Below are 25,426 nucleotides of genomic sequence, written 5' to 3'. Positions count from 1 at the left end.
GCGCTAACGATTATGACGATTCGAGCAGTCCCCGAATGTCGTCTGCGGTGAGCGCCGACGCGAAAATTCCGTCGTCGTCCAGCACCGAGGTGAACAGCTTCGCCTTCCGATCACGCAGCGCCATCACCTTCTCCTCAATCGTGCCTGTGGCCAGGATGCGGTACACCATGACGTTGTTCGACTGTCCGATCCGGTGCGCCCGATCGATGGCCTGGATTTCGGTGGCGGGGTTCCACCACGGGTCGAGTAGGAACACGTAGTCGGCCTCGGTCAGGTTCAGTCCGAAGCCGCCGGCCTTCAGGCTGATCAAGAAGGCCGGTGCGGTGCCGCCCCGGAACCGGTCGATCACCTCGCCACGCCGAGGGGTGGAGCCGTCCAGGTAGCAGAAGTCCACGCCGAGGCTCGTCAACCGCGCGGCCGCTTTCTTCAAAAACGAGGTGAACTGGCTGAAGATGAGCACACGGTGACCCTCGGCCACGATGTCCTCCAGTTGCTCGAAAAGCGCGTCCAGCTTCGCCGACGGTACGGATGCGTAGCGCTCGTCGACGAGGGAGGCATCCAGGCTCAGCATCCGCAGCAATGTCAACGACCGGAACACGATGAAACGATTCCGGTCCAGATCTTCGATCAGCCCGAGCAGCTTCTGCCGCTCGCGTTGTAGAAACGTGTCGTACAGCTTCCGGTGCCTCGGGCCCAACTCCACGCGCAGCACCTGCTCCTGCTTGGCCGGTAGTTCCCCGGCGACGACGTCCTTGGTGCGCCGCATCATCAGCGGCCGGATGCGCCGGCGGAGTCTGCTGAGCCGCTCGACCCGGGTGTCGGCCTCGTCGCCCTTCTCGATGGGCCGCTGATACTGCTCGCCGAACCGCCGCGCCGACGGGAACAGCCCGGGCGCGACGATCGCGAACAGCGCCCACAGCTCCATCAGGTTGTTCTCCATTGGAGTGCCGGTGATGGCGAGCTTGAACGGCGCATCCAGATCCCTGGCGCAACGGTGGATGGCCGATGCCCTGTTTTTGACGAACTGCGCCTCGTCGAGGATGAGTCCGGACCAGCGCTGCGAGGCGTACTGGTCGAAGTCGAGCCGGAACAGGGTGTACGAGGTGACCACGACGTCCGCGCCGGAGATCTCCGCCGATAACTGGGTGCCTCGTCCGGCGGCGGTGCCCGACACCGCCACGACGTGCAACGTCGGCGTGAATCGGTGTGCCTCGTCGGACCAGTTCGACACGACCGAGGTGGGAGCCACGACCAGGAACGGGGCGGCGTTGCCGGCTTCGGATTCACGGGCGTGCAGGATCAGCGCCAGCGCCTGCAGGGTTTTGCCGAGGCCCATGTCATCGGCCAGGATGCCGCCGAGCCGGTGCCGCCAGAGGAATGCCAGCCAGTGGAAGCCGTCCGACTGGTAGGGCCGCAGTGTGGCCGTGAGCGCAGGCGGCGGTTCGGTGGGCTCCACCCGGTCCAGTTCCAGCAGCCCGGTGACGCTGTCCCGCCAGCGGCGCGCCTGCACGGTGTTCTCGGCGAGTTCCTCCAGCTCGGCCCACAGCGCCGACTGGTATCGGCTGATCCGCAGGCCGGTCTCCCACTCCTGCAGCGACTTGGCCTCCTCGATCAACTGCCGCAGCTTCTCGAATGCGGGCTGTGCCAGGGAAAGATAACTTCCGTCGATGAGGAGCAGCTTGTCGCGTCCCGCCACCAGGGCGCGGAAGACGTTGTCGAACGGGATCGATCGCCCGTCGATGGACACGAGCACCCCGAGGTCGAACCAGTCGCTCTGATCGGTGTCCATGGTGGTGATGGTGAACTGCGGTGCGGCGGTCAACTCGCGGTAGTCGGGTTTGGTGCCCAGCACCTCCACCTTCACATCGGGCAGCACCTCGAGCGCTGGCAGGGTGTGCTCGGTGAATTCAGCGGCATCGATGCCCCGCAGGGTGACATCCTCGGCCTGCCAGGGCCGCAGCACCGCGCCCACCCTGGCCAGCAGCGCCGCCTCGGCCGGCCGATCCCGGAAGGCCCGGGGTTCCCAGCTGAAGGCCAGTCGCAGTTCGTGGTCCGGTGCGTAGGCGGCCTGCAGCACGAGCACGGGAGGCAGCACCTCGGGGAACTGAACAGAATCGTCCGAACTGGTCAGCGGGATGGCGCGGCCCAGTTGCGCTGAGAGGTTCAGAAACTCCGCGGTGTCGGCCGCGGGAACGGACATCGTGGCGGCGCGCCCCAACAGGGCGCGCTGGGCACTCTGAAGCGGGCGGTCGACCGGGGCGAGGGTGATCACCGTGCCGGAGTCCTCATCGAACGCATACACGCCGTGCGTGCCGATGGTGCCTGCCGACTGCACAGGATGCGGCCGCCCGTCGATGGTGAGCATCGTCGTCACCGTAATGCCGTGACCCTGCGCACGGGCGTCCAGGGTCAGTTCGGCCCGTTGCGCGACGACCACCCGGACATCCGCTTTCGTTCCGACGAAGCTGATGCCCAGGGCTTGAGCCTCGCGGATCAGTTGCCACAGCAGCCCACTGGCGAAGTCCTCCAGGTAGAGCCAGTCGTTGTCATAGCCAAAATACAACTGCCCGCCGGCCCGGTGCAGGGCGGCCAGCTGGCAGAACCAGCGCAGTTGTTCGGGGTCGAGGCTCAGCCGAGTGGACTGGTACGCGATCGTGTTCCAGGTCATGTTCGCCCTGACCCAGTGTCCCTTGCTGTTGTGCAGTACCGGCCGCACTCCGAGCCGCCACAGGCCGCTCGACGCGCGCGCCTGCTTGCGCAGTTCGAACTGCAACCCCATCGGCGAGGTGTCGGTGGACGGTTCCTCGGGGTCCGCCGCGAGCGGGGACAGTGTCGCCTTCCAGTCGCTGCCACGCCGTAGTGCCCCTCCGGGCACCGCCGCACGCACGCTGAGGGCGTTGCCGGCCAGCAGCGTGGCCGCGACGTGTTTGCAGTCGAATTCCATCGGGCAGCTGCACACGCTGATAGTCGGCCGTCTCCGCCCTCCGTGACCGGCCACCAGGTCGATCCGGCAGCGATAGGGCGCGGTCCGACTGCCCTGCACCACCCCGGTGAGCCGGGATGTGTCGGCGTCCCAGGCGACGTGGGTCACCGCGCCGTTTCTGGCATAGGCGCGGCCGCGTTGGTAGGAGGTCTCTCCGACGAGGCGGAGGATGTCTGCCGCGTCCACCAGGGGAGGCGTGGCCGGTGGCATCCGACTATGCTCTCACAGCCGGTGTTTTCACGGGCGCCGGGGCAACCTTCAGAGTCTGCACCCTCGGCGGGTTCTCGGGGGTGAGCAGCATCTCCACCCGCAGGCTGTTGGTGGCGCCGGAGAGGTTCCACACCTGGTGGGACGCGGTGGAGGCGGCGGACTCGTCGTCCGGTGGTTCGCTCCCGCCGGTGAGCCCGCCGACGGCCGTCACGGCCGCCGCGATCGCCGCACGCCGGTGCTCGAAACTGTCGTCGAGGGCGACGTTCTCGGAGAACAGGCGCCCAGCCACCTCGTCCGACCAGTGTTCGATCAAGCCGGTGACCGCTCGGCGGGCCGGCTCCGTCTGCGGCCAGGCGAGCGTGGCGGGGGAGCCGGGGCGGCTCTCGAGCAGGGCATCGAACGCGGCGGTGGCCGGCACCGACACGCGGGCCTGCGTCGCATTGGCGAACGCCACGATGCCCAACCCGGAGGCTGCCGACCAGCGCATGTGCGACGAGAAGCCGGGATAGCCGCCGGAATGGGAGACGACGGGTCCTTCCCGCGGATACTGCTCGACGAACAGGCCGAACCCGTAGCCGCACGGGTGGGCGCCCCGAGCGGGGGCGAAGCGGTGCAGCTGCTGCATCTCGCGACGTGACGCCCGCGACAGTCCCGGTGCGCCGGCATCCGGGTCTCCGTAGAAGGCGCCGGCGAGCCAGCGCGCCCAGGATGCGAGGTCGACCGCCGTGGTGAACAGTCCGCCGATCGGGGAAAACGCCCCGGGGGTCGAAAACGGCAGCCGCTCCCAGCCGTCGCCGCACCTCCGGTAGCCGGAGGCGAGGCCGCCGGAGCTCGACACCGACGCGTCGAACCCGGTCGAGCTCAGGCGCAGCGGCCGCAGGAACCGGGTGGCCACGAACCGGCGGTAGGGGATGCCGCCGGCCCGCTCGATGACGCGGCCGAGCAGTGCGAACGACAGGTTCGAGTACGCGAACCGGGTGCCGGGGATCGATTCGAAACTCAGTCCGCGTACCAGCAGCGCCGTGAACTCGTCGTCCGTCATCGCCTCCTGGCGGTCGGCCCACGGGTCGTCGGTGGGCAGACCAGCCGACATGGTCAGCAGCATCCCGATCGTCGGCACCGGCGAGTCCGTGGTCGGCAGCGCCACTGCCGAGAACTCGGGCACGAACCGCGTGATCGGTTCCTCCAGCGACAGCTGCCCCTCGTCTCGCAATGACAGCACCGCGGCCGCGGTGAAGGACTTGGTGCAGGAAGCGATGCGGTAGGCGGTGGTGTCCGTCGGGGCGGACCCGTCATCCAGCGTCCCGGTGGAGCCCCAGTGCAGCACGCCGGTTGCGTCGAACACCGCCCACACGCTGCTCGGCGCGGCGCCGGAGTGTTCGAGGAACGGCCGATCGATAGCCGCACCGTCCAGCATCACGGCACGAGCACGATCTTGCCCAGGCCGTGACCACCCTCGAGTTCTTGGTAGGCGTCTCGAACTCGCGCCAGGGGGAAGCTCGCCCGGATGGGCAGCACCAACTCGCCCGCGGCGGCCAGACGAGCCAGCTCGGCCAGTTCCGCCGCCGTCTTCCCGCCACCGCCGACGGTGGAGATCCCGTACGTTGCGCTGCCGTCGTCGATGGCCACCGAGTTGATCTTGTCCGCCGGAACGCCCATCGCCAACGCCAGCTCGACGATCGAGCTGCCAACGCTGTCGAGCACCGCGGTGATCCCGTGCGGCGCCACTGCCTTCAGCGCCTCGCCCAGATCCTGCCCATAGGCCACCGGGATGATGCCGAGCCTGCGCAGAAACTCGTGGTGCGCTTCGCGGGCCGTCCCGATCACCGTGGCACCGGAACGCCGGGCGAATTGCGCACTGAGCAGACCGACGCCGCCGGTCACGCCGCTGACCAGAACCGTGTCATCCGCGTCGAGGCGCACCGCCGCGGAGGCACGCACCGCCGTGTTGCCGACCAGCCCGAGTCCGCCGGCGGTCTCCCAGTCCAGTTCGGCAGGTTTGGGCGCCACGCTGGTGGCCCGCGCCAGCACGAAGTCGGCCTGGCAGGAGGATGCCCAGCCGAGAACCTCATCGCCCACCGCGAGTGTCGTGACACCCTCACCGAGTTCATCGATGACTCCGGAGAACTCGCTGCCCTGACCGCGCGGCGCTGTCAAGCTCGGCACCGTTCCGCGACGCACCTTGGAATCGAACGGGTTCAGTCCTGCGGCGCGCACCGCGACGCGCACCTGGCCGGCGCCAGGGTGCGGCTCGTCGACCTCGACGACCTCCAGGACCTCGGGGCCGCCGTACCTCGTGAACCTCACTGCGCGTGACATCTGGTCTCCTTGTGCCTTGGAACGAGTTTAGTTTCGGCACCGGCGACCGCGTCGATAACATGGTGTCGTGCAGCATCACGCCCGCCACGGACGGAGCCAGCGATGACCGGCGAATCGATGATCACGCGGGTCGCCCGGGTGCTGCGGGCGTTCGACGCCGACCATGACGCGCTGACGCTCACGGAGCTAGTCACGCGCACCACACTGCCGATGGCGACCACGCACCGCATCATTCGCGGCCTCGTCGCCGAAGGACTGCTCGAGCGGCACGGCTCCCGCTACGTCATCGGCACGGCGCTGTGGGAGCGGGGCGAGCTGGCCGGGATCAGTTTCCACTTCCGGGAGACGACACTCCCGTACCTGCTCACGCTGTACGAGGCGACCCGCGAGAACGTGCACCTCGCGGTACGCGAGGGACTGGATGCGCTCTACGTCGCCCGGTTGGTGGGACCGCACTCCGTGCCGACCATCAGCAGGATGGGCGGCCGGTTGCCGTTGCACACCACCGGAGTCGGCAGGGCGCTGCTGGCGTTCCAGAGCGAGGCGTTCCTCGAAGAGTTCTTCTCGCATCCGCTCGCGCAGCCCACCGCGTATTCACTGACGACCGAAAAGGCGGTGCGCGCCGAGCTGGAGGTGACCAAACGCACCGGGTACAGCCTGACCAACCAGGAGATGACTCTGGGGAACACCTCGCTGGCGGTTCCGATCTTCGTCGGCGAGGGGCCGCCGTACGCCGCGGTGGGATTGGTGACGCACCTGGCCAGATTCGACCCGCGGCGCAGCGTGCCGCTGCTCAAGGATGCGGCAGCCGGCATCGCGAAGGCCCTCGTCGGACGACGCGATTTTCACTAGCCGGTAATTTGCTCTTGCCGCCGTCGGCACGTTGCTGTGACCCTTGGGGCGTGACCCTCCCCACTGCGGCGACGACGCCGACCCAAGAAGACATTTCCGCCGAAATCCAAGCCCGCCAAGCCGACTACCGTTCGGCTCGCGAGTCGGGCGCGGCCGAGCAGTTGCAGCCAGACGCGGACTTCCCGCCGTACCGCAGCAGCATCCTCCGGCACCCCACCAAGGACCCATACCACGTGGATCCTGAAACCATCGAGTTGTTCTCGCCCGCGTTTGGTCACCGGGACGTGGCGGAGGTGGAGTCAGACCTCACCATTCAACGCGACGGCGAGCCGCTCGGCCAGCGCATTGTCGTCACCGGGCAGGTGCTCGACGGCGACGGACATCCGGTGCGCCATCAGCTCGTGGAGGTCTGGCATGCCAACTCCGCAGGGCGGTACCCGCACAAGCGCGACCAGCATCCCGCCCCGTTGGACCCCAACTTCAGCGGAACGGGCCGCTGCATCACCGACGACAACGGCGTGTACCGCTTCCTGACGACCAAGCCAGGCGCCTACCCGTGGCGCAATCATCGCAATGCCTGGCGACCGGCGCACATCCACTTCTCTGTTTTCGGCAGTGCGTTCACACAGCGCATCATCACCCAGATGTACTTCCCGGGCGACCCGCTGTTCCCGCTCGACCCGATCTTCCAGTCCATCCTCGACCCGAAGGCCCGGGAGAGATTGGTGGGACAGTACGACCACAGCGTCAGTTCCCCCGAGTGGGCGCTGGGGTACCGTTGGAACATTGTGCTGACCGGGTCGCAGAGAACCTGGACCGAACCGGAAGGTGGCGACGCGTGAGCCAGTTCATTCAGACACCGGAGCAGACCATCGGCCCGTTCTACGGGTACTCCCTTCCCTACGAGGGCGGGTCGCAATTGGTCGACCGCATCACCCCCGGCGCACTGCGACTGCACGGGACCGTGTTCGACGGCGCCGGCGACGGCATCCCCGACGCCATCGTGGAGATCTGGCAAGCCGACGAACAGGGCTCGATCTCCCAGGAGCCCGGCTCGATCAACCGTGACGGATACACCTTCACCGGCTTCGGCCGCACTCCCACCGACGCCACCGGGCGCTACCAGTTCACCACCGTGGAGCCGGCGGGAGTGGACGGCTCCCTGCCGTTCTTCGCCGTGGTCGTCTTCGCGCGGGGCCTCATGCACAAACTGCACACCCGGATCTACGTGCCGGAAGCGGCGGACGGCGGCACCGACAGCCTGCTGAGCGCCGTGGCGCCCGAGCGACGGAGCACTCTGATCGCGACTCGGGAGGCGGACGGCTCACTGCGTCACGACATCCATCTGCAAGGTGACCAGGAGACCGTCTTCCTTGCCTATTGAGGGGCCCGACGCCGACTACGGCCTGTTGGCCCCATCGTGGGCGGGAACTCCGGTCGCCCGTGCCACGGGCGACCGCGCGGTACTGAGCGCGATCCTCGATGTCGAGGTGGCGCTGGTGGAGGCCTACACGGCCCTCGCACTGGCACCCGAGACCGCCCCGAACGCGCTGCGGTCGGCGATCGCAGGCACCAGATTCGACCCGGCGGACCTCGCCACGCGCGCGGCCGGCGGCGGCAACCCGGTGATCCCGCTCGTCGGCGACCTGCGGAAGGCCGTCACCGCCATCGATTCGGGTGCCGGAGCCTGGGTGCACCGCGGCGCCACGAGTCAGGACATCCTCGATACCGCGCTGATGCTCGTCGCCAGCCGCGCCAAGACCGGCATCCTTCACGATGTCGACGCGGCGATCGACGCGCTCGCGACGCTGGCCGATCGCCATCGTGCAACGGCGATGGTGTCGCGCACCCTCACTCAACACGGCGTCCCGACGACGTTCGGCGTGAAGACCGCCGGCTGGCTGCACGGACTGGTCGGCGCCCGGCGCGCCCTGGCAGGCGCACACCTGCCGGTGCAGTGGGGCGGCGCAGGCGGAACCCTGGCCTCGTTCGAGGTGGTCGCCGGCACCGGGGCCGGAATGGACATCGCCCGCCGGATGGCACTCTCCCTCGGTCTGGCGGCCCCCGAAGTGCCGTGGCAGACCCACCGAGCGCCGATCACGACGCTCGGCGACGACCTGGCCACACTGTCGGACGCGCTGGGCACGATTGCCGGCAACGTGCTGCTGCTGTCCAGGCCGGAAGTCGCCGAACTGGCCGAGCCGTCCGCTCCGGGCCGCGGAGTGTCCTCGGCCATGCCGCAGAAACACAACCCGGTGCTGAGCGTGCTGATCGCCTCCGCCGCGCGGCGTTCCCCGTCGCTGGCCGCCGAACTCCATCGCAGCGCGATCACCGTCGACGAACGGCCGCCCGGGGCCTGGCACGCCGAATGGCAGGCTTTCCGCGAACTGATCAGGCTGGTCGGCGGAGCAAGCCGGCTCACCGCGGAACTGACGTCGGGCCTCATCGTCGACGCCGCGGCGATGCGCGCCCGGCTGGATGAGGCCGGCCCGCTCGTCATCAGCGAGCGGCTCATGCTCGAGTTCGGCCCGGTGATCGGCAGGGCGCGACTGCAGGAGCTGGTCTCGGCGGGCGGTGACGACCTGCCCGCGGCACTGAGGGCAGAACCGGCGATGGCACAGGTCACCGACCCCCAACTGGAACGGGCGCTGAACCCTGCCAACTATCTGGGCGCCGCGGACCAGATCATCGACGCAGTGCTGCGTGAGGCAGCGGAAGGACGTCAGAAGTGAGCGTACCCAGCATCGTCGGCACCGAACTGGGTGGACACGGCCCCGCGCTGATCCTCGGCCCGTCCCTCGGTACCCCGACGGCGCTGTGGCAACCCACCGCGGTGCTGCTGGAACCGTCGTTCCGGATGCTCGCCTGGGACCTGCCGGGCCATGGCGCGTCGCCGGCGGCCGGTTCCGCCTTCACGGTGGAAGAGCTCGCCGACGGTGTCATCGCCCTCGCCGACGCGGCAGGCATCGACGCCTTCGACTATGCCGGAGTGTCGCTCGGCGGCCAAGTCGGATTCGCCCTGGCCATCCACCACCCCGATCGGCTGCGGCGCCTCGCCGTGATGTGCTCCACAGCGAAAATCGGATCGGCGCAGGCCTGGAACGAGCGGGCCGAGGTCATCCGCACCCAGGGCACACCGGCGCTCGTCGACGGGTCAGCGAAACGATGGTTCGCGCCCGGGTTCATCCAGCGGCATCCGGACCGCGCCAGCGCCCTGCTCATCGCGCTCAGCGACACCGACGATGAAAGCTATGCGTTGTGCTGCCAGGCCCTCGCCCTGGCAGACTTCCGCAGCGCCCTGGGCTCGATCGCGAGCCCAACCAGGATGTACTACGGCGAGTACGATCAGGTGATCTCCGCCGCCGACGCCGAGTACGTGGCTGGCCGCGTACGCACCGGCAGCGCGGCCGTGATCCCGGGCGCCGCCCATCTGCCGCCGGTCGAACAGCCGGAGGCGGTGGCGTACGCGCTCGCCGGGTTCCTCGGAAAGGAAGGGTCATGAGAAAAGACCGCACCGAACGGGAAGCACACGACGACGGCATGGCGGTACGCCGTGCCGTGCTCGGAGACGAACACGTGGACAGGGCGAACGCGAAGCTCGACGAGACCACCGCGGACTTCCAAGACCTGATCACCCGCTACGCCTGGGGTGAGATCTGGACCAGACCCGGCCTCGACCGCAGAATGCGCAGCGCCATCACCCTGACCGCACTGGTCGCCCACGGGCACTTCGACGAGTTGGCCATGCACCTGCGGGCCGCCCAGACCAACGGACTCAGCCGCGCCGAGATCAGCGAGGTGCTGCTTCAGGTGGGAATCTACTGCGGCGTCCCGGCAGCCAACTCGGCGTTCGCCGTGGCGCAGAAGGTCTTTTCAGAGGGTCCGCCTCCGAAGACGCTGTGAGATAAGCAACTTGGGTTGCCAAGTCAGGTAACACGATCTAACGTTTCCGCCATGGACGCCGTACAGATTCCGCCCCTGGGCGGCCCCGCGGACGGCTTGGCCGCCGTCGTCGCGTTGCGCAAACTCGCCGACCAGCTGGAAGACGCGGAGGTCGAACGCGCCATGCGCAGCGGCTGGTCCTGGTCGCAAACGGCGGAGGCGCTCGGGGTGACCCGGCAGGCGGTGCACAAGAAGCACGGGCAGCGGCTCATCGCTGCCGGCCTGGAACTGCGGACGCGTGGATGATGACCATCACGACTCCGGAGCACTTCGTCGGCGAGACGAGCAATCGCACGTTCCAGATCGCCCGTCAAGAAGCACGCAAGAGGGGCTCGAAGACCGTCGAAGCCGAACACCTGCTGTTGGCACTGGCCTCCAGAACGACCACAGAGTGCGGCAGGCTGTTGATTGAGGAGGGCCTGGACCGGGAACGCCTCGATGCCCTGCTGCAACAGGAACGGCGCGAGGCGCTGGCCTACGCCGGAGTCGAACTACGCGAACGGATGCCGGCTGCCGGGACCGAGGGCGCCGCGCCGCTGGGGTTGGGCACCTCGGCGAACGAGGCGATCCGCCGAGGAGCCGCGATCGGGCACGCGGAACACCACGTGCGGGTGGGCACGGATCTGCTGCTGGGCATTCTGGGCGCCGAACTGGGCACCGTGCCGCGCGCTCTCGCGCTCGCGGGCATCGACCCGTCGGCACTGGCGCGGCGCGTACGCACGGAACGAAGCAGCGCGGAAAAATTTGAGAAACAACTTGACTGAGTGAGTACTCACTCAGTTATAGTTTTCTGGTGACTTCGACACCGCCCCGTGTACTTCGGGCCAGCCCACTCGCCGTGGACGAACGCCGCGCCATGATCATCGACGCGGTGATCCCGCTGCTGCTGGACCATGGCGCCGACGTGACCTCCCGGCAGATCGCCGACGCCGCCGGGGTGGCAGAGGGCACCATCTTTCGCGCCTTCGGCGACAAGGAGAGCCTGATCCGTGCCGCCGTCGACCGGTACCTGGAATCGTCCCCGATCCGGCAGCCGCTCACCGAGATCAATCCCGACCTGGCTTTGGAGGACAGAATCCGGGCGGCCGTCGTCATCCTGCAGGCGCGGTTCCGCGGCGTGTTCCGGATGGTGTCGATCCTCGGCGAGCATCCGCACCCGCGCAGTGAACACGACAAGAAGAACATCGCCGCAGCGTTCTCCGGCGTGTTCGAACCCGACCTGGAACACCTGAACATCCCGCCGGACCGCGCCGCCAAGCTGCTGCGCTGGATCTGCTTCGCGTCCTCGCTGCCGCCGTTCAACGACGGCGAGTACTACACGGCAGACGAGCTGACCGAGATGGTCATGTACGGGATCGTCGGCCAAAAATCAACACCCGAACCTCACCTTTAGGGACACCCATGCTGCTACGCATCCTTCGCCGTTATCTGAAGCCGCACGCGAAACTGCTCGTCGCGGTCGCGCTGTTCCAAGCCGCACAGTCCATCGCGTCGCTGTATCTGCCCACCCTCGTCGCCGACATCATCGACAACGGCATCGCCAAGGGCGATGTCGGTCATATCATGATGGTCGGCACAATCATGCTGGCCATCACGTTGGCCCAAATCGGCTGCGCGATTGCTGCCGTCTACTACGGCGCGAAGGCGTCGATGTCGCTGGGCCGCGACCTGCGCGGCGCGATCTTCCACCGGGTGAGCGAATTCTCCGAGCGGGAGGTGTCCCAGTTCGGGGCGCCCTCGCTGATCACCCGCACCACCAACGACGTGCAGCAGGTGCAGATGGTCGTGCTGATGACCTGCACGCTGTTCGTCGCGGCGCCGATCCTGGCGATCGGCGGAGTGATCATGGCCATGCAGCAGGACATCGGACTGTCCTGGCTGATGGCGGTCAGCGTTCCGGTGCTGTTGATCTCGATCGGGCTGATCATCTCCCGGATGGTGCCGCTGTTCCGGCTCATGCAAAAACGAATTGACACCGTCAACCGGGTGCTGCGCGAACAGCTCACCGGCATCCGCGTGATTCGCGCGTTCGTCCGCGAGAACATCGAGACCACCCGGTTCGCCACGGCCAACGCGGAACTGACCGAGACCTCGCTGGGCGCCGGACGGCTGTTCGCGATGATGTTCCCCATCGTCATGCTCGTGCTCAACGTATCGAGCGTCGCGGTGATCTGGTTCGGCGGGCTGCGGGTCGAGTCCGGCGAGATGCAGGTCGGCGCCCTGGTCGCCTACCTCAGCTACCTGCTGCAAATCCTCATGGCCGTGATGATGGCCACCTTCATGGGCGTGATGCTGCCGCGCGCCGCGGTCAGTGCCGACCGGATCGGCGAGGTGCTTCAAACCGAGACCTCGGTGCGGATGCCCGACCACGGCGTCACGACGCTTCAGGAGGACGGCACCGTCGAATTCGTCGACGTGACCTTCTCCTACCCGAAGGCGGAGCAGCCGGTGCTGCGCAACGTGAGCTTCGCCGTGCGCAGCGGGCAGACCACGGCGATTATCGGCAGCACCGGCGCGGGCAAAACCACGCTGATGAACCTGCTGCCGAGACTGTTCGACGCCACAGGCGGGTCGGTGTTCGTCGACGGCGTTGGCGTACGCGAACTGGACCCGGACACGCTGTGGAGCCGCATCGGCCTGGTGCCGCAAAAGCCCTACCTGTTCGCCGGCACGGTCGCCAGCAATCTGCGCTACGGCAAACCGGATGCCACGGAGGACGAACTGTGGGAGGCGCTGCGGATCGCGCAGGCCAAGGGCTTCGTTGAGGAGATGGAGGGCGGGTTGGATGCCGAGATCGCTCAGGGCGGCACAAACGTCTCTGGCGGGCAGCGGCAGCGGCTCGCGATCGCCAGAGCGCTGGTCAAACAGCCCGAGATCTACATCTTCGACGACTCGTTTTCCGCGCTGGACAGCGCCACCGACGCCAGGCTGCGCCTGGCGCTGAAGAAGTACCGAAGCACAGCGACCATGATCATCGTCGCCCAGCGAGTCTCCACCATCATGGACGCCGACCAGATCATCGTGCTCGAGGGCGGCGCACTCGTGGGCAGCGGAACGCACGCGCAGCTGCTGGAGGATTCGGAAACCTACGCTGAGATTGTCGCATCTCAGCTCACCGCGGAGGAAGCAGCATGAGCGAGACCACGAAGCCGGCTCCCCGCCGCCCCATGCAGCACGGCCCGTTCGGCGGCGCCGGGATGCCGGCCGAGAAATCGATGAATTTTTGGGGCTCGGCCAGGCGACTGCTCGGAACGTTGAAGCCGCACCGGGTCGGCCTGGCCTTCGTCTTCCTGCTCACCGTGCTCAGCGTGGGGTTCAGCGTGATCGGCCCCAAGCTGCTCGGGGAAGCCACGAACCTCATCTTCGAGGGAGTGATCTCGGCCAAACTGCCTGCGGGAGTCACCCAGGATCAGATCGTCGCGGGCCTGCGCGCCCAGGGCGAGAACAACCAGGCCGACCTGCTCAGCGGCATGCACCTGACGCCCGGAGTGGGCATCGACATCCACGCGCTCTCCAGCGTGCTGATGTGGGTGCTCGTGCTCTACATCGCCTCGTCGGTGTTCGGCTGGTTGCAGGCCTACGTGCTCAACGAGGTGGTGCAGCGCACGATCTACCGGCTCCGCCAGGACGTCGAAGTGAAGATCAACGCTCTGCCGCTGGGCTACTACGACCGAATGCAGCGCGGCGAGTTGCTCAGCCGAGTCACCAACGACATCGACAACGTTGCCCAGTCGCTGCAGCAGACGCTCAGCCAGATGCTCAATTCACTGCTCACCGTGATCGGTGTGATGGTGATGATGTTCCTGGTCTCGCCGCTGCTCACCCTCGTCGCCCTCGTGACGATCCCGCTGACCGTGGTGATCACCGGCGTGGTGGCCAAGCGCTCGCAGAAGCTGTTCGTGGCGCAGTGGAAGCACACCGGTGAGCTGAACGCCGACATCGAGGAGAACTTCACCGGGCACTCCCTGGTCAAGGTGTTCGGCCGGCAGCGCGAGGTCGGCGCCGTGTTCGACGCCAAGAACGAGGAACTCTACAAGGCCAGCTTCGGCGCCCAGTTCGTGTCCGGCATCATCATGCCGTCGATGATGTTCGTCGGCAACCTGATCTACGTCGCGATCGCCGTGGTCGGCGGGCTGCAGGTGGCGAACGGCTCGATGCGGCTTGGTGACGTGCAGGCGTTCATCCAGTACTCCCGCCAATTCACCCAGCCGCTCACCCAGCTGGGCAGCATGGCCAATCTGGTGCAGTCCGGCGTCGCCTCCGCCGAGCGGGTGTTCGAGTTGCTGGATACCCAGGAGCAGACCGCGGATCCGGTGCCGGCACAAACCCCGTCGGGCACGCAGGGCCGTCTGGTCTTCGAGGACGTGTCCTTCCGCTACGCCGCCGACAAGCCGCTCATTGAGAACGTGTCGCTGACCGCGGAACCCGGTCACACGATCGCCATCGTCGGGCCGACCGGAGCTGGCAAGACCACCCTGGTGAACCTGATGATGCGCTTCTACGAACTGGATGCCGGGCGGATCACGCTCGACGGCGTCGACATCGCCACCATGACGCGTGACGACCTGCGGGGGCGGATGGGCATGGTGCTGCAAGACACCTGGCTGTTCGGCGGCACTATCCGGGACAACATCGCCTACGGGCGGCCGGATGCCACAGAGGCGGAGATTCTGGATGCGGCAACGGCCACCTACGTCGACCGGTTCGTCAGATCGCTACCCGACGGCTACGACACCGTGCTGGCCGACGAGGCGGAGAATGTGAGCGCGGGGGAGAAGCAGTTGCTCACCATTGCGCGGGCGTTCCTCGCGAAGCCGAGCGTGCTGATCCTCGACGAGGCGACCAGTTCGGTGGACACCCGCACCGAGGTTCTGGTGCAGAAGGCCATGGCGGCGCTTCGCAGCGACCGGACCAGCTTCGTGATCGCGCACCGGCTGTCCACGATCCGCGACGCCGACCTCATCCTGGTGATGGAGAACGGTCAGATCGTCGAGCAGGGCACCCACGAGGAGTTGCTGGCCGCGCAGGGCGCCTACTTCACCCTGTACAACGCGCAGTTCGCCGCTCCGGTCGCCGACGAGGTGTAGCCGGCCATCTCGGTTGTGCACAGGCCGGTGGATTGCCGGTTGTGCACAGAACCGGGGTGACCGCCGCAGCGGCAGGCGTCAGCGCTGCACACTGTGCGGATGACCACCATCGTCAAGGCCCACAACGCCAGCGACTTCCTCGCCCTCGTGCCGTACCTGCTCGGCTTCCATCCGCGCGACAGCGTCGTGCTCGTGGCGTTCTGCGGCAACCGCACTCGCGGTGCCCTGCGCTTCGATCTGCCGAAAACCGACGCAGCGCTGGCGTGTAAGCGCATCGCGACCACGATGATCGGGATGCTGTGCAAGCTGCCCGAGGTGGATGCGCTGGTTCCGGTTGCCTTCACCGACGACCGGTTCGCGGATCCGATCCCGCACCGCGTGTTCATGGAAACCCTGCTGCGGCGTGCGGACCTGGCGGGGTTCCGTGCTCGCGACGCGCTGTGCGTGGCCAGCGACGGATGGGGTTCATACCTGGAGGCGGACTGCCCGCCGGGTGGACATCCGTTGGACCAGATCAGCGGCTCCGACATCGGCCGGAGGATTCCGGCCGCGGCCCGCGGCTCCCTCGGCGCCGTCACCGACGGTGCCGTGATCCCCGCAGTCGATCTCGGCACTGCCGAACGAGTGGCGCGCCTGCTGGCTACCTATCGCCGGGTGACCGACACCGCTGAGCTGGTGCCGTTCGGCCGCCTCGGCGCAGTGTTCGATACCGATGGTCCGCCGCCGGTGTTCACTCTTCCTCGTCTCATCGAGCTGGCTCTCCGGCTGAATCCGACCCGGATTGAGGACCGGGATGCCGCGCTGCTGCTCTGGCTCCTGCACAAGCCGGTGGGCCGCGACGCGCTCATGCTGCAATTCGCCTTCGGGCCGGCAGCCGGTTTCCGTGTGCTGTTCGGCGAAGCGAAATTCCGGGACGGTGATGACAGCGTCGCCCGCGAGTCGGCAGCGCTGATGTTCGGTGAGGGACCGCGGCCCGATCCGGCACGCATCACTACCGGCATCGGTGTGCTGATGGCGGTGACCGCACGCGCCCCGAAATCCGCCAGGCCGGCAGCGCTCTGCACGCTGGCCTGGCTGCAGTGGGCGCTCGGACGCGGGTCGGTGGCCGGCATCCTTGCCCAGCAGGCGCTGTCCATCCAACCCGACTACGGCTTCGCCCGGCTGTTGTCGGCCATGCTCGATGCCGGCCGCCTTCCGGAGTGGGCGTTCGAGACCTGCGCGCCATAATGGGGGGATGCGGGACGAGGAGGATTTCGGGGAAACGATCGTCGGCGTGCCGCGCCGCCCTGACGCCGCGCCGGACCTCGCCGACGCCGACACGATCATCCGGGATCGGTCGGAACTGGTGCTGCCACCGGCCGCTCCAGTGCCATCCGTGCCAGCTGTACCATCCGCGGCTGGCGAGGCTCCCAGGCGATATCGGCTGCGGGTCGGCGACCGGCAGCCGATCGTGCTGGATGCGCCGGTGTTCATCGGCAGGAGACCCGTCCCGCCGCGGATTCCGCTGGAGGCCCCTCCGCACCTGGTGCGGGTGTCGTCGCCGCACAGCGAGGTCTCCGGCACCCACATCGAGGTGGTGCAACAGGGGTCGTCTGTCATCGTCACCGACCTCAAGTCGACCAATGCCACGATCGTTCTGGTGCCGGGAGCCGTACCCCTGAGGTTGCGTCAAGGTGAGTCGGTGGTGGTGACGCCCGGCACCGTGGTGGATATTGGTGATGGCAATCGCATCGAAATCCTCCCCACGCAAAGGCTTACCTAGGTGACGCAGCTCGGCAGCAGCACGGCAGTTCAGACAGTGCATCCACCACAGCGGCCGGAAGCGTCGGTGGTGCTGGGCTGGGCTGCCCTCACCGATACCGGCCTGAGGCGCGCCCACAACGAGGACAGTCTGCTGTCGCGCCCTCCCGTTTTCGCGGTGGCCGACGGAATGGGCGGTCACGCCGCAGGGGATGTGGCCAGCGCCGCCGTGGTCGCGCGGCTTGACGAGGTGCTCTCGGGCGACTTCCTCGAGCCAGGCGTCATCGACACCGCGCTGCGGGCGGCCACCGCCGACATCGCCCTCGCCGCCGACGAGGATCAGCTGGGCGTCGGGACCACCGTCACCGGCATCGCTCTCACCGTGCAGGGCAACGGCGTGTATTGGACCGTGTTCAATGTCGGCGACTCCAGGGTGTACCTGTTCGAAGACGGTGAGCTTTCCAGGCTGACAGTCGACCACTCGGTGGTGCAGGAACTGGTGGATTCCGGGGCGATCAGACCGGAGGATGCCGAATCGCATCCGCGCGGCAACATCATCACCCGCGCCGTCGGCTTCAACGTGGAGCCGGTCCCCGACTACTGGATGCTGCCGGTGCGGGAGAACGTGCGCCTGCTGCTGTGCTCAGACGGGTTGACCAAGGAACTGAAGGAGAGCGCGATCCGCGACCACCTCGCCGCCGGCCAGGATGCGGCGCGTACTGCCGACACGCTCGTCGCCGCCGCCCTGTCCGCGGGGGGCCGCGACAACGTGACGGTCATCGTGGTCGACGTACTCGGCACGAGCGGATTCTTCGACTGACGGCCCCCTAACTGGGGATGACACATCGGCGCCGGGCGCCTGGCTACCCGGCGATTTGCGCACCTGCCGTGCTTAGAATGAAGAGGTGGGGTAGCGCTTTGCAAGACCCAGGGACCTGACAGAGCGAGGTGAGGGGGGCGCCATGGCACGACGCCTACCGTCTCAGCCTCCCGTGCTGCCCGGATTCAGCTACGTGCACGTTCTGGGCGCGGGGGGTTTCGCCGACGTCTTCCTGTACGAGCAGAATATGCCCAGGCGCCAAGTCGCGGTCAAGGTGCTGCTCAGCGAGGTCGTCAACGACCAGGTGCGGCAGATGTTCCAGGCCGAAGCCAATCTCATGGCTCAACTCAGCGCGCACCCGTCCATCCTCACGGTGTACCAGGCCAGCGTCTCCTCAGACGGCCGACCCTACCTGGTCATGGAGATGTGCTCGTCAGCGCTGGGGGAGCGCTACCGCAGGGAGCGGGTCCCGGTCGCGGAGGTGATGCGCATCGCGGTGAAGATCGGCAGCGCCGTGGAAACCGCCCACCGCGCGGGGGTACTGCACCGGGACATCAAGCCGTCGAACATCCTGCTCACCGCCTACGGGCATCCGGTGCTGTCCGATTTCGGTATCGCCGCGACGCTGAGCGACGCCGCGACCCAGGAGGCGGTGGGAATGTCCATTCCCTGGTCGGCTCCCGAGGTGCTGATGGATGAAACGCCCGGATCGGTGGCTTCCGAGGTGTGGTCGCTTGCCGCGACGGTGTACTCATTGCTCGCCGGCCGCTCGCCGTTCGAGATCCCGGGGCAGTCCAACAAGTCCGCCGACTTGATCTCTCGGATCAACCGGGCGAAGACCCAGCCCATCGGCCGGTCCGACGTGCCGGTGAGCCTGGAGCGGGTGCTGCAGCACGCGATGTCCAGGAAACCGGAGTCCCGCCCGGCCAGCGCGCTGGAACTGGTACGCGAATTCCAGGCGATCGAAACCGAGCTGGGCGTTCCGCAGACGCCGGTCGAGGTGGCCATGGACGACTGGGCATTGGCCACCGTGTCCGACCTCGAGGAACGGACCCGGATCCGCGGCGTCGTCGGCTCCGGCGGCCCGGCGCGCCCGCGGCGGCGGCGGGCGCTCAGTCACCAGGTGGACTATGCGCCGGTCGGCACGCTGTTGCGGGAGTCGAGCCCGCTGTCACCGCACTCCGGAACCGCGTCCGCGCCGATCAGCATGCGGACCAGGGCTCTCGGCTGGGTGCTCGTGGCCGGCTTGGTGCTGGCCATCGCCCTCGGTGCCATGGCAACGATGGTGCTGGTCAACGCGAACGCCTCGGAAATCCCCGCGGTCAGCGACATCACCGCCGAACTGACCCGCGATTCTGTACACTTCAGTTGGCCCGATCCCGGTCTCAGGCCCGATGACCAATACCAGATCGCCACCCGCGATGGACAGACCAGCATTCAGCAGACTCGGTCATTCACGGTGGACGCGACCGCGGGCGACCGCGTCTGCATCACCGTGACCGTGAATCGTGACGGCAAGACGGGGCCGCCCAGCAGCGAGAAATGCGCTGACTTTGTGAGCGGCTGATGAGGTCTTTTCTCCACTGGATGGCTGCCCGCAAATCGCTCGTCGTGTCCGCGACGAGCGCTTCTGTTATTGCGGTACTGGTGGCCACGGTCGCGATCGTGTCCGGCGGCTATACCGCGCAGCGCATGGATCTGAACGACGGCTCGGTCTGGGTGGCCAACGGCGGGGAGCACGTGATCGGCCGAGCCAACACGCAGGTGCTCGCGCTGGACACCGTGGTGCCCAGCACCGGCACCGAGATCGACGTCGTCCAGCGCGGCGCCAACGTGCTCCTGGTAGACCGCACCGACAGCAAGATCGATGTCGTTGATCCGGCGACCTCTCAGGTGCGCGACAGCGTTCCGCTGCCGCCGCAAGATCCGGAGGTCTTCCTGACCGAGGCGAGTGTTGTCATCGTCGCGCGCGGGACCGGCCAGGTCTGGGTCATGCCCGAAGCGGACGTGGTCCATTTCGACCAGCAGTCGCCGCCGACGCTGAGCCTCGGCAAAGACGCCGTCGTGAGCGTGTCCCCGGACGGTGTGCTGATCGGCTACTCGTCCCAGGCCCGCAGGGTCTACCGGCTCGACCTGGGCGCGCCCGGCAGCACCCCGGCGACCTTCCAGGCCGGGCTGGGCGATTCCAACGCCGCCGTCACCGTCACCTCGGTCGGGAACCATTGGGCGCTGCTGGATGCCACCTCCCGCCGGCTCAGCCTCGACGGCCGGTTGTTCGACCTGTCCAGCCTGATCGGCGGTGGCAGCAGCCCCGTGCTGCAACAGCCGTCGTCCGGCGGCGATCGGGTCTACGTCGCGTTCGACGGTGGCCTGGTCTCGCTGCCGGTGTCCGGCGGCACTCCGCGCGCCCAGGTCACCGGAGAGTCCGGGTTCCCCGCGGCACCGGTCACCCTGAACGGCTGCACCTACGCCGCGTGGTCGGGAGGAAGCGCCTGGCGCTCGTGCGCCGGGGAGAGCGAACCACAGCTGCAGCGGTTGGACTCGATGCCTCCGGCAGCGGTACGGCTCACCTTTGCGCGCAACGGCGACAAGGTGCTGCTGAACGACCCGCGCGGCGGCGGTTCCTGGGCGGTGCAGGCCGACGGGCACCTGATCGACAATTGGTCTGAACTCATCGTCACGAAGGACGATCAGCAGCAGGTCGAGGAGAACAACCTCGACACCCCGCCGGAGCTGGCCAAGGACCAGATGCCGCCGGTGGCCGTCAACGACACGCTGGGCGCCAGGCCCGGTGTCAGCAGCATCCTGCCCGTGCTGCTCAACGACTATGACCCGAACGGCGACGTTCTCGTCATCTCGGATGTCACCCCGATCGACGCGGCCCAAGGTCGCATCGACCTGGTGAACAACCGGCAGCAGCTGCAGCTGACCACGACGCCCGGCGCCCACGGCGCGTTCGGCTTCCGATACACCATCGACGACGGCCGCGGCGGCAGCGCCACCGCCGCGGTGACCGTGACCGTGCGGTCCCCGCTGGAGAACTCGCCGCCGGAACAAGTGCGGCAAACCTCCATGCTGGTGGCCCAGGGAGGCCGGGCCACCGTCTCGGCGCTCGGCGACTGGATCGACCCTGACGGCGACGCGTTCTACCTCGTCTCGGCAACGACCGCGCCGCCGGACACCGTCAGCTACCGGCCGGAGGGCAGCGTCGTGTTCGTCGACGGAGGCGCCTCGGCCGAGCAACGGTCGGTCAGCCTCGTCGTCTCCGACGGGCAGGACAGCGCCAGCGGCAGCATCCGCGTCAGTGTCAAAAAACCGGGCGAGGTGCCCATCGTCGCCGACCCGTTCGTCGTGCTGGCCTACGCCGGAGCGCCGGTGACCATCCACCCGCTCGACCATGTGCGCGGTGGTAGCGGGGTGTTGCGGCTGACCAGCGTGCCGGTGAAGAGCGGCTCCAGCATCACCGCCAGCCTGGAGAAGGGCACCTTCACCTTCACCAGCGATCAGATCAGAACCCACTACCTCGATTTCGTGGTCAACGACGGCGACAACACGGCCACCGGAGTCATCCGAGTCGACGTCGCGGCGCCTCCCAATGCCAACAGCACCCCGATCACCCTGCCGAAAACCATCTTCGTGAAGACCCTGAGCAGCCAGACCATCGACGTCGCCTCCACCGACATCGACCCGGCAGGCGGCGTGCTGCTGGTGACCGGGGTGTACAACGTTCCCGGCACTGCGCCGGTGCGTGCCGACGTGCTCGAGCAGAAGGCGATCCGGGTGACCCTGACCGGGCCGCTGTCGGGCCCGGTCACCTTCAACTACCGGATCAGTAATGGGCTGGCCGAAGCCGAAGGGGTGGTCAGGGTGATCGAGACCCCGATCCCGGCGAGGCTGCAACCGCCCATCGCGACGGACGACGCGGTGACGGTGCGGGTCGGAGACGCGGTGGACATCCCCGTTCTGGACAACGACGTGCAACCCGACGGTGAGGACCTCAGCCTCAATCCGCAGCTGTCCACCACCCTGACCGGTGATTCCGGACTGCTGTTCGCCTCCGGGGATGTGCTGCGTTACCTCGCCCCGGACAAGCCGGGCAACTTCACGGCCACCTACGAAGTGTCGGGACCCGACGGGCAGCGTGCCCAAGCGAACGTGCGGATCGCGGTGCGCGAGCCGAACGATGCGACGAACAACCCGCCGGTGCCGGCGGCGGTCACGGCGCGCGTGCTCTCCGGCGCGACCGTGCGCATCCCGATCCCTCTCACCGGGATCGATCCGGACGGTGACTCCGTTCAGCTTCTCGGCCAGGAATCCAACCCGCAGAAGGGTGCCGTCACCACCGTCGGAGACGACTACTTCGACTACGAGGCCGGCGGCTACTCCGCCGGAACCGACACCTTCACCTACACGGTGCTGGATGCGCTCGGCGCCAGGGCTATCGGCACGGTCCGGGTCGGCATCAGCGCGAAACTCGACGGCGCCCGCAACCCGGTCGCCCTCGAAGACGAGGTGACGGTGCGGCCGGGCAGCACCGTCTCGGTGCGGGTGCTGTCGAACGACTCCGATCCTGACGGCAGCCCGCTCAGCGTCGTGGGCGTCGTACCCAACGACCCGACCGTCACCGCCGAGGTCGTCGGTGACATGGTCCGGGTCACTCCACCACGGATCCCCGGACGCTACGGGCTGGTCTACACCATCGCCAACGACTCCGGCGGCACCGGCTCGAACTTCGTCACCGTGATCGTCGACCCCGACGCGCCGCCGGTGTACCCGGTGGCCAGGGACACGGTGCTCACCCTCACCGACATCCTCGACCGCGACACCATCGACGTCGACGTGCTCCGCAACGTGTTCCTCGCCGACGGCCCGGTGTCCTCCCTGACAGTGGCACTGCTCCCAGGACGCGACGCCGACGCGCAGGTGACCGCGGATCGGCGGATTCGGGTGACGGTCGGCAACCAGCGCCAGATCATACCGTTCCAGGTGTCCCGGCCCGGCGACGGCGCCGTGGCCGCATACGCGTTCGTCTGGGTTCCCGGATACGACGACGCGTTGCCGCAACTGAACCACAAGGCCCGTGCGCTCAGTGTGCCCAGCGAATCGGCGCTGACCATCGACCTCAACGACTACGTGGTGGCCATCGGCGGCAAGAAGGTGCGGCTCGCCGACACCTCCGGAGTACGGGCAACGCACTCCAACGGCCAAAACCCCGTGGTGGACGACCACACGCTGCGGTTCACCTCGGCGGACAAGTATTTCGGACCGGCCTCGGTGTCATTCCAGGTCACCGACGGCGCCAGCGCCGACGACCCGAACGGACGCGTCGCCACGCTCGTGCTGCCGATCAAAGTGACGCCGCGGGAGAACCAGCCGCCGGTGTTCAACGGTGGCGTCATCGACTTCGAACCAGGCGAGAGCAAAGTGCTCGACCTGCTGAAACTGACCACATACCCGTACCCGAAAGACGTCGACGAGTTGGCGTATTCGGTACTGGGACAGGCGCCCGCCGGCTTCAGCTACACCCTCAGGGACCAGAAACTCACCCTGCACGCCGACAGTGACGCCGTGAAGAACACCACGAGCACCATCGTGCTCGGTGTGCGCGATGACATCGCGGAAGGCAAATCCGGAACCATCCAGCTGGGCTTGGTGCCCTCGACCCGGCCGCTGGCCAGGCCGGCCGCGGACGTGGCGGTCACCCCGCGTGGGACGACCACCATTGTGGATGTCCTCGCCAACGACGACGCCGGAAATCCGTTCCCCGGGCAGCCCCTGAAGGTGGTGGCCATCCGCGGGATCGACGGCGATGCCCTCCCGGCCGGGGTGAGCATCGCGCCGAGCGCCGACAACCGCAGGCTCGCGGTCACCGTGGCCAAGACCGCGCAGCCGGTCAATGTGAACCTGCAGTACCAAGTGGCCGACGCCACCGCGGATGCTGACCGTTACGTGTGGGGTGCCGTCACCCTCCAGATCCAGGACGTTCCCGAACCGGTGACCGGGGTGGCCGTGACCTCCTTCTCCGACCGATCGGTCACCGTCGCCTTCAGCCCCGGCGGGTTCAACAACTCGCCGATCAGCGGATACGAGGTGACCGCAACTCGAACCGACGGCACCGTGTTCTCGGTGACACCGTGCCCGATCACCAGCGGATGCGCCGTCCGTACCCCCGGAAACGGCCCAGACAACGGGGTGCGCATCTCCGTCACCGCACAGAACGCGATCGGGACGTCGGAGCCGACGGCGATCGGCTCCACCGTCTGGTCGGACCTGCTGCCCGCCGCGCCATCGATCAGCGACGCCAAGGCCACCAACGTCGCTCCGGGAGCGGTGAGCATCAGCTGGCCTGCGGTGGCCGCCCCGGCCGGCGGAAGCGCGATCACCGACTACATCGTGCGCATCGTCGGCCCGGACTGGGACTCCTCCTCGGCTGTTGCGGCGACCGGCGCCAGCCAATACACGTTCACGCCGACCCTCGTCGCCGGGAGGCAATACCAGGTGAGCCTCTACGCGAAGAACAGCGCCCAGGTGCTCAGCAGCAACGACTGGAACCGCAGTGCCACGGCCACGGTCACCGCGGTGGGTCCGCCGTCAGCGGTGAGCGCCCTCAGCGCCGTGGTGGCGAACGCGCGCGGGGACGTCGCCGTGACCTGGGGCGGAAGCGATCCGAATGGTGCCCCGACGAATTCGGTGACCTATACGGTGGGCCGATTCACCGTCGGTGACACCGCGCCGACGGCCTGTCGAAGCGCGAGTCCCGGCTCTGGCGGGCCGGTCGTCAGCGGCTGGACCGACACCTCGGTGTCTGACGGCGGCCACTACTTCTACGTGGTCTACGCCGACAACGGCTATTTCTGCACCCCTACCGTTTCCGGCTCCGTGGTGACCAAAGCCACGCCGGGGCAGACCAGCGGTACCGTGACCGTCGCCCGGAACGGCACCACCGGTCAATTCGACATCCGAGTCGACGCGCTGACGAGCGCAGGGCCGAAGTATCCGGACACCGTCTTCCAATACCGGCTCGGCAGTGGTGCCTGGACCACCCTGGTCAGCGGTACCTGGATCACCTCGATGGCCGACTCTTCGGTGTACGGGAACCCGATCACCGTCACCCTGCGCGCCTGCCGGGACGCTGTGGGCGGATTCTGCGGCGAATCCTCCGCACCGACCACCCTGACCCCGGTCAACACCCGGGCCGGTATCACCAGCTGCGCCGCAGGATCCGACGTGATCCCGACCCCACCGGTCAACGCCGGAGCGCCGACGGTGACCTACCGATACTCGTTCCAGAACGAGCTGGGGATCTGGGTCGCGGCGAGCGACGCGACGCCACCGGCCGGCACCACGGCAGTGCGGGTGACGGCGACCGTTGAGATCGGGCCGGCGCCGTACTACACCGACCCCGCCTACGGTGAGGGGCCGTGCACGCCATGATGGACAGACAAGCATCAATCGCATTCGCCGAAGGGGCAC

The 25,426-nt window shown here is 67.8% G+C and carries 19 protein-coding genes; 16 read left to right on the top strand and 3 right to left on the bottom strand.

The genetic code is table 11. The annotated features are described in order from the left end of the window. Positions 1 to 10 precede the first annotated feature (10 nt). Genes ABFX56_RS12040 through ABFX56_RS12030 form a run of 3 tightly spaced genes read right to left on the bottom strand, consistent with a single transcriptional unit; the run spans position 11 to position 5,512 of the window. Positions 11 to 3,193 (bottom strand): DEAD/DEAH box helicase, encoded by a 3,183-nt coding sequence (locus ABFX56_RS12040; RefSeq protein WP_346233582.1) that lies wholly within the window; start codon positions 3,191 to 3,193, stop codon positions 11 to 13. 4 nt (positions 3,194 to 3,197) lie between these two features. Continuing rightward, positions 3,198 to 4,610 (bottom strand): serine hydrolase domain-containing protein, encoded by a 1,413-nt coding sequence (locus ABFX56_RS12035; protein WP_346233789.1) that lies wholly within the window; start codon positions 4,608 to 4,610, stop codon positions 3,198 to 3,200. Further along, a complete protein-coding gene (locus ABFX56_RS12030) occupies positions 4,610 to 5,512 on the bottom strand; it encodes an NADP-dependent oxidoreductase (RefSeq protein ID WP_346233581.1) in 903 nt (300 codons plus the stop codon). Before ABFX56_RS12030 ends, ABFX56_RS12035 begins: the two co-directional genes overlap by 1 nt. A gap of 102 nt (positions 5,513 to 5,614) precedes the next feature. On the opposite strand from ABFX56_RS12030, the gene ABFX56_RS12025 reads away from it, so the two are divergent. The 16 genes from ABFX56_RS12025 to ABFX56_RS11950 all read left to right on the top strand — a co-directional run bounded on the left by ABFX56_RS12025 (position 5,615) and on the right by ABFX56_RS11950 (position 25,387). Beyond that, positions 5,615 to 6,364: an IclR family transcriptional regulator gene (locus ABFX56_RS12025; RefSeq protein WP_346233580.1), complete on the top strand. Its 750-nt coding sequence runs from the start codon at positions 5,615 to 5,617 to the stop codon at positions 6,362 to 6,364. A gap of 50 nt (positions 6,365 to 6,414) precedes the next feature. Then, positions 6,415 to 7,206, top strand: a complete 792-nt coding sequence (pcaH, locus tag ABFX56_RS12020; protein ID WP_346233579.1) for a protocatechuate 3,4-dioxygenase subunit beta — start codon at positions 6,415 to 6,417, stop codon at positions 7,204 to 7,206. Beyond that, positions 7,203 to 7,748: a protocatechuate 3,4-dioxygenase subunit alpha gene (pcaG, locus tag ABFX56_RS12015; protein ID WP_346233578.1), complete on the top strand. Its 546-nt coding sequence runs from the start codon at positions 7,203 to 7,205 to the stop codon at positions 7,746 to 7,748. Before pcaH ends, pcaG begins: the two co-directional genes overlap by 4 nt. Next, on the top strand, positions 7,738 to 9,096 hold the full coding sequence (locus tag ABFX56_RS12010) for a lyase family protein (protein WP_346233577.1): 1,359 nt from the start codon (positions 7,738 to 7,740) through the stop codon (positions 9,094 to 9,096). The genes pcaG and ABFX56_RS12010 overlap by 11 nt, the downstream gene beginning before the upstream one ends. Beyond that, the gene (locus tag ABFX56_RS12005) at positions 9,093 to 9,866 is read left to right on the top strand and encodes an alpha/beta fold hydrolase (protein ID WP_346233576.1); all 774 of its coding nucleotides are present in this window, start codon (positions 9,093 to 9,095) and stop codon (positions 9,864 to 9,866) included. The genes ABFX56_RS12010 and ABFX56_RS12005 overlap by 4 nt, the downstream gene beginning before the upstream one ends. After that, a complete protein-coding gene (pcaC, locus tag ABFX56_RS12000; RefSeq protein WP_346233575.1) occupies positions 9,863 to 10,267 on the top strand; it encodes a 4-carboxymuconolactone decarboxylase in 405 nt (134 codons plus the stop codon). Before ABFX56_RS12005 ends, pcaC begins: the two co-directional genes overlap by 4 nt. A gap of 51 nt (positions 10,268 to 10,318) precedes the next feature. Next, complete coding sequence (locus ABFX56_RS11995) at positions 10,319 to 10,552, top strand: hypothetical protein (protein ID WP_346233574.1); 234 nt, start codon at positions 10,319 to 10,321, stop codon at positions 10,550 to 10,552. Further along, complete coding sequence (locus ABFX56_RS11990) at positions 10,549 to 11,070, top strand: Clp protease N-terminal domain-containing protein (protein WP_346233573.1); 522 nt, start codon at positions 10,549 to 10,551, stop codon at positions 11,068 to 11,070. The genes ABFX56_RS11995 and ABFX56_RS11990 overlap by 4 nt, the downstream gene beginning before the upstream one ends. A gap of 29 nt (positions 11,071 to 11,099) precedes the next feature. After that, the gene (locus tag ABFX56_RS11985; protein ID WP_346233572.1) at positions 11,100 to 11,699 is read left to right on the top strand and encodes a TetR/AcrR family transcriptional regulator; all 600 of its coding nucleotides are present in this window, start codon (positions 11,100 to 11,102) and stop codon (positions 11,697 to 11,699) included. 8 nt (positions 11,700 to 11,707) lie between these two features. Then, complete coding sequence (locus ABFX56_RS11980) at positions 11,708 to 13,441, top strand: ABC transporter ATP-binding protein (RefSeq protein ID WP_346233571.1); 1,734 nt, start codon at positions 11,708 to 11,710, stop codon at positions 13,439 to 13,441. Continuing rightward, on the top strand, positions 13,438 to 15,393 hold the full coding sequence (locus tag ABFX56_RS11975) for an ABC transporter ATP-binding protein (protein WP_346233570.1): 1,956 nt from the start codon (positions 13,438 to 13,440) through the stop codon (positions 15,391 to 15,393). The genes ABFX56_RS11980 and ABFX56_RS11975 overlap by 4 nt, the downstream gene beginning before the upstream one ends. A gap of 99 nt (positions 15,394 to 15,492) precedes the next feature. After that, entirely contained in the window at positions 15,493 to 16,620 is a 1,128-nt protein-coding gene (locus tag ABFX56_RS11970) for a DUF4192 domain-containing protein (protein ID WP_346233569.1), read from the top strand. 7 nt (positions 16,621 to 16,627) lie between these two features. Then, positions 16,628 to 17,155: an FHA domain-containing protein gene (locus tag ABFX56_RS11965; RefSeq protein ID WP_346233568.1), complete on the top strand. Its 528-nt coding sequence runs from the start codon at positions 16,628 to 16,630 to the stop codon at positions 17,153 to 17,155. Continuing rightward, positions 17,156 to 17,953: a PP2C family protein-serine/threonine phosphatase gene (locus ABFX56_RS11960; protein WP_346233567.1), complete on the top strand. Its 798-nt coding sequence runs from the start codon at positions 17,156 to 17,158 to the stop codon at positions 17,951 to 17,953. It begins immediately after the preceding gene. A 142-nt stretch (positions 17,954 to 18,095) separates the two neighbouring features. Beyond that, complete coding sequence (locus ABFX56_RS11955) at positions 18,096 to 19,520, top strand: serine/threonine-protein kinase (protein WP_346233566.1); 1,425 nt, start codon at positions 18,096 to 18,098, stop codon at positions 19,518 to 19,520. Between the two features lie 20 nt (positions 19,521 to 19,540). After that, positions 19,541 to 25,387: an Ig-like domain-containing protein gene (locus tag ABFX56_RS11950; protein WP_346233565.1), complete on the top strand. Its 5,847-nt coding sequence runs from the start codon at positions 19,541 to 19,543 to the stop codon at positions 25,385 to 25,387. The last annotated feature ends 39 nt before the right edge of the window (positions 25,388 to 25,426 follow it).

The sequence above is a fragment of the Parafrigoribacterium mesophilum genome (assembly GCF_039652555.1).
Taxonomy (GTDB): Bacteria; Actinomycetota; Actinomycetes; order Actinomycetales; family Microbacteriaceae; genus Parafrigoribacterium; species Parafrigoribacterium mesophilum.
Note: the sequence above shows the minus strand (reverse complement) of the source record. Positions and strands in the feature narration are given on the sequence as shown.

What these genes read in the sequence shown, in the direction of transcription:
- ABFX56_RS11955 (WP_346233566.1), top strand. Translation starts at nt 18,096, where the DNA reads ATGGCACGACGCCTACCGTCTCAGCCTCCCGTGCTGCCCGGATTCAGC.
- ABFX56_RS11990 (WP_346233573.1), top strand. Translation starts at nt 10,549, where the DNA reads ATGATGACCATCACGACTCCGGAGCACTTCGTCGGCGAGACGAGCAAT.
- ABFX56_RS11965 (WP_346233568.1), top strand. Translation starts at nt 16,628, where the DNA reads ATGCGGGACGAGGAGGATTTCGGGGAAACGATCGTCGGCGTGCCGCGC.
- ABFX56_RS12035 (WP_346233789.1), bottom strand. Translation starts at nt 4,610, where the DNA reads ATGCTGGACGGTGCGGCTATCGATCGGCCGTTCCTCGAACACTCCGGC.
- pcaC (WP_346233575.1), top strand. Translation starts at nt 9,863, where the DNA reads ATGAGAAAAGACCGCACCGAACGGGAAGCACACGACGACGGCATGGCG.
- ABFX56_RS12025 (WP_346233580.1), top strand. Translation starts at nt 5,615, where the DNA reads ATGACCGGCGAATCGATGATCACGCGGGTCGCCCGGGTGCTGCGGGCG.
- ABFX56_RS11970 (WP_346233569.1), top strand. Translation starts at nt 15,493, where the DNA reads ATGACCACCATCGTCAAGGCCCACAACGCCAGCGACTTCCTCGCCCTC.
- ABFX56_RS12040 (WP_346233582.1), bottom strand. Translation starts at nt 3,193, where the DNA reads ATGCCACCGGCCACGCCTCCCCTGGTGGACGCGGCAGACATCCTCCGC.
- ABFX56_RS11950 (WP_346233565.1), top strand. Translation starts at nt 19,541, where the DNA reads ATGGCTGCCCGCAAATCGCTCGTCGTGTCCGCGACGAGCGCTTCTGTT.
- ABFX56_RS11975 (WP_346233570.1), top strand. Translation starts at nt 13,438, where the DNA reads ATGAGCGAGACCACGAAGCCGGCTCCCCGCCGCCCCATGCAGCACGGC.
- ABFX56_RS12030 (WP_346233581.1), bottom strand. Translation starts at nt 5,512, where the DNA reads ATGTCACGCGCAGTGAGGTTCACGAGGTACGGCGGCCCCGAGGTCCTG.
- ABFX56_RS11980 (WP_346233571.1), top strand. Translation starts at nt 11,708, where the DNA reads ATGCTGCTACGCATCCTTCGCCGTTATCTGAAGCCGCACGCGAAACTG.
- ABFX56_RS11995 (WP_346233574.1), top strand. Translation starts at nt 10,319, where the DNA reads ATGGACGCCGTACAGATTCCGCCCCTGGGCGGCCCCGCGGACGGCTTG.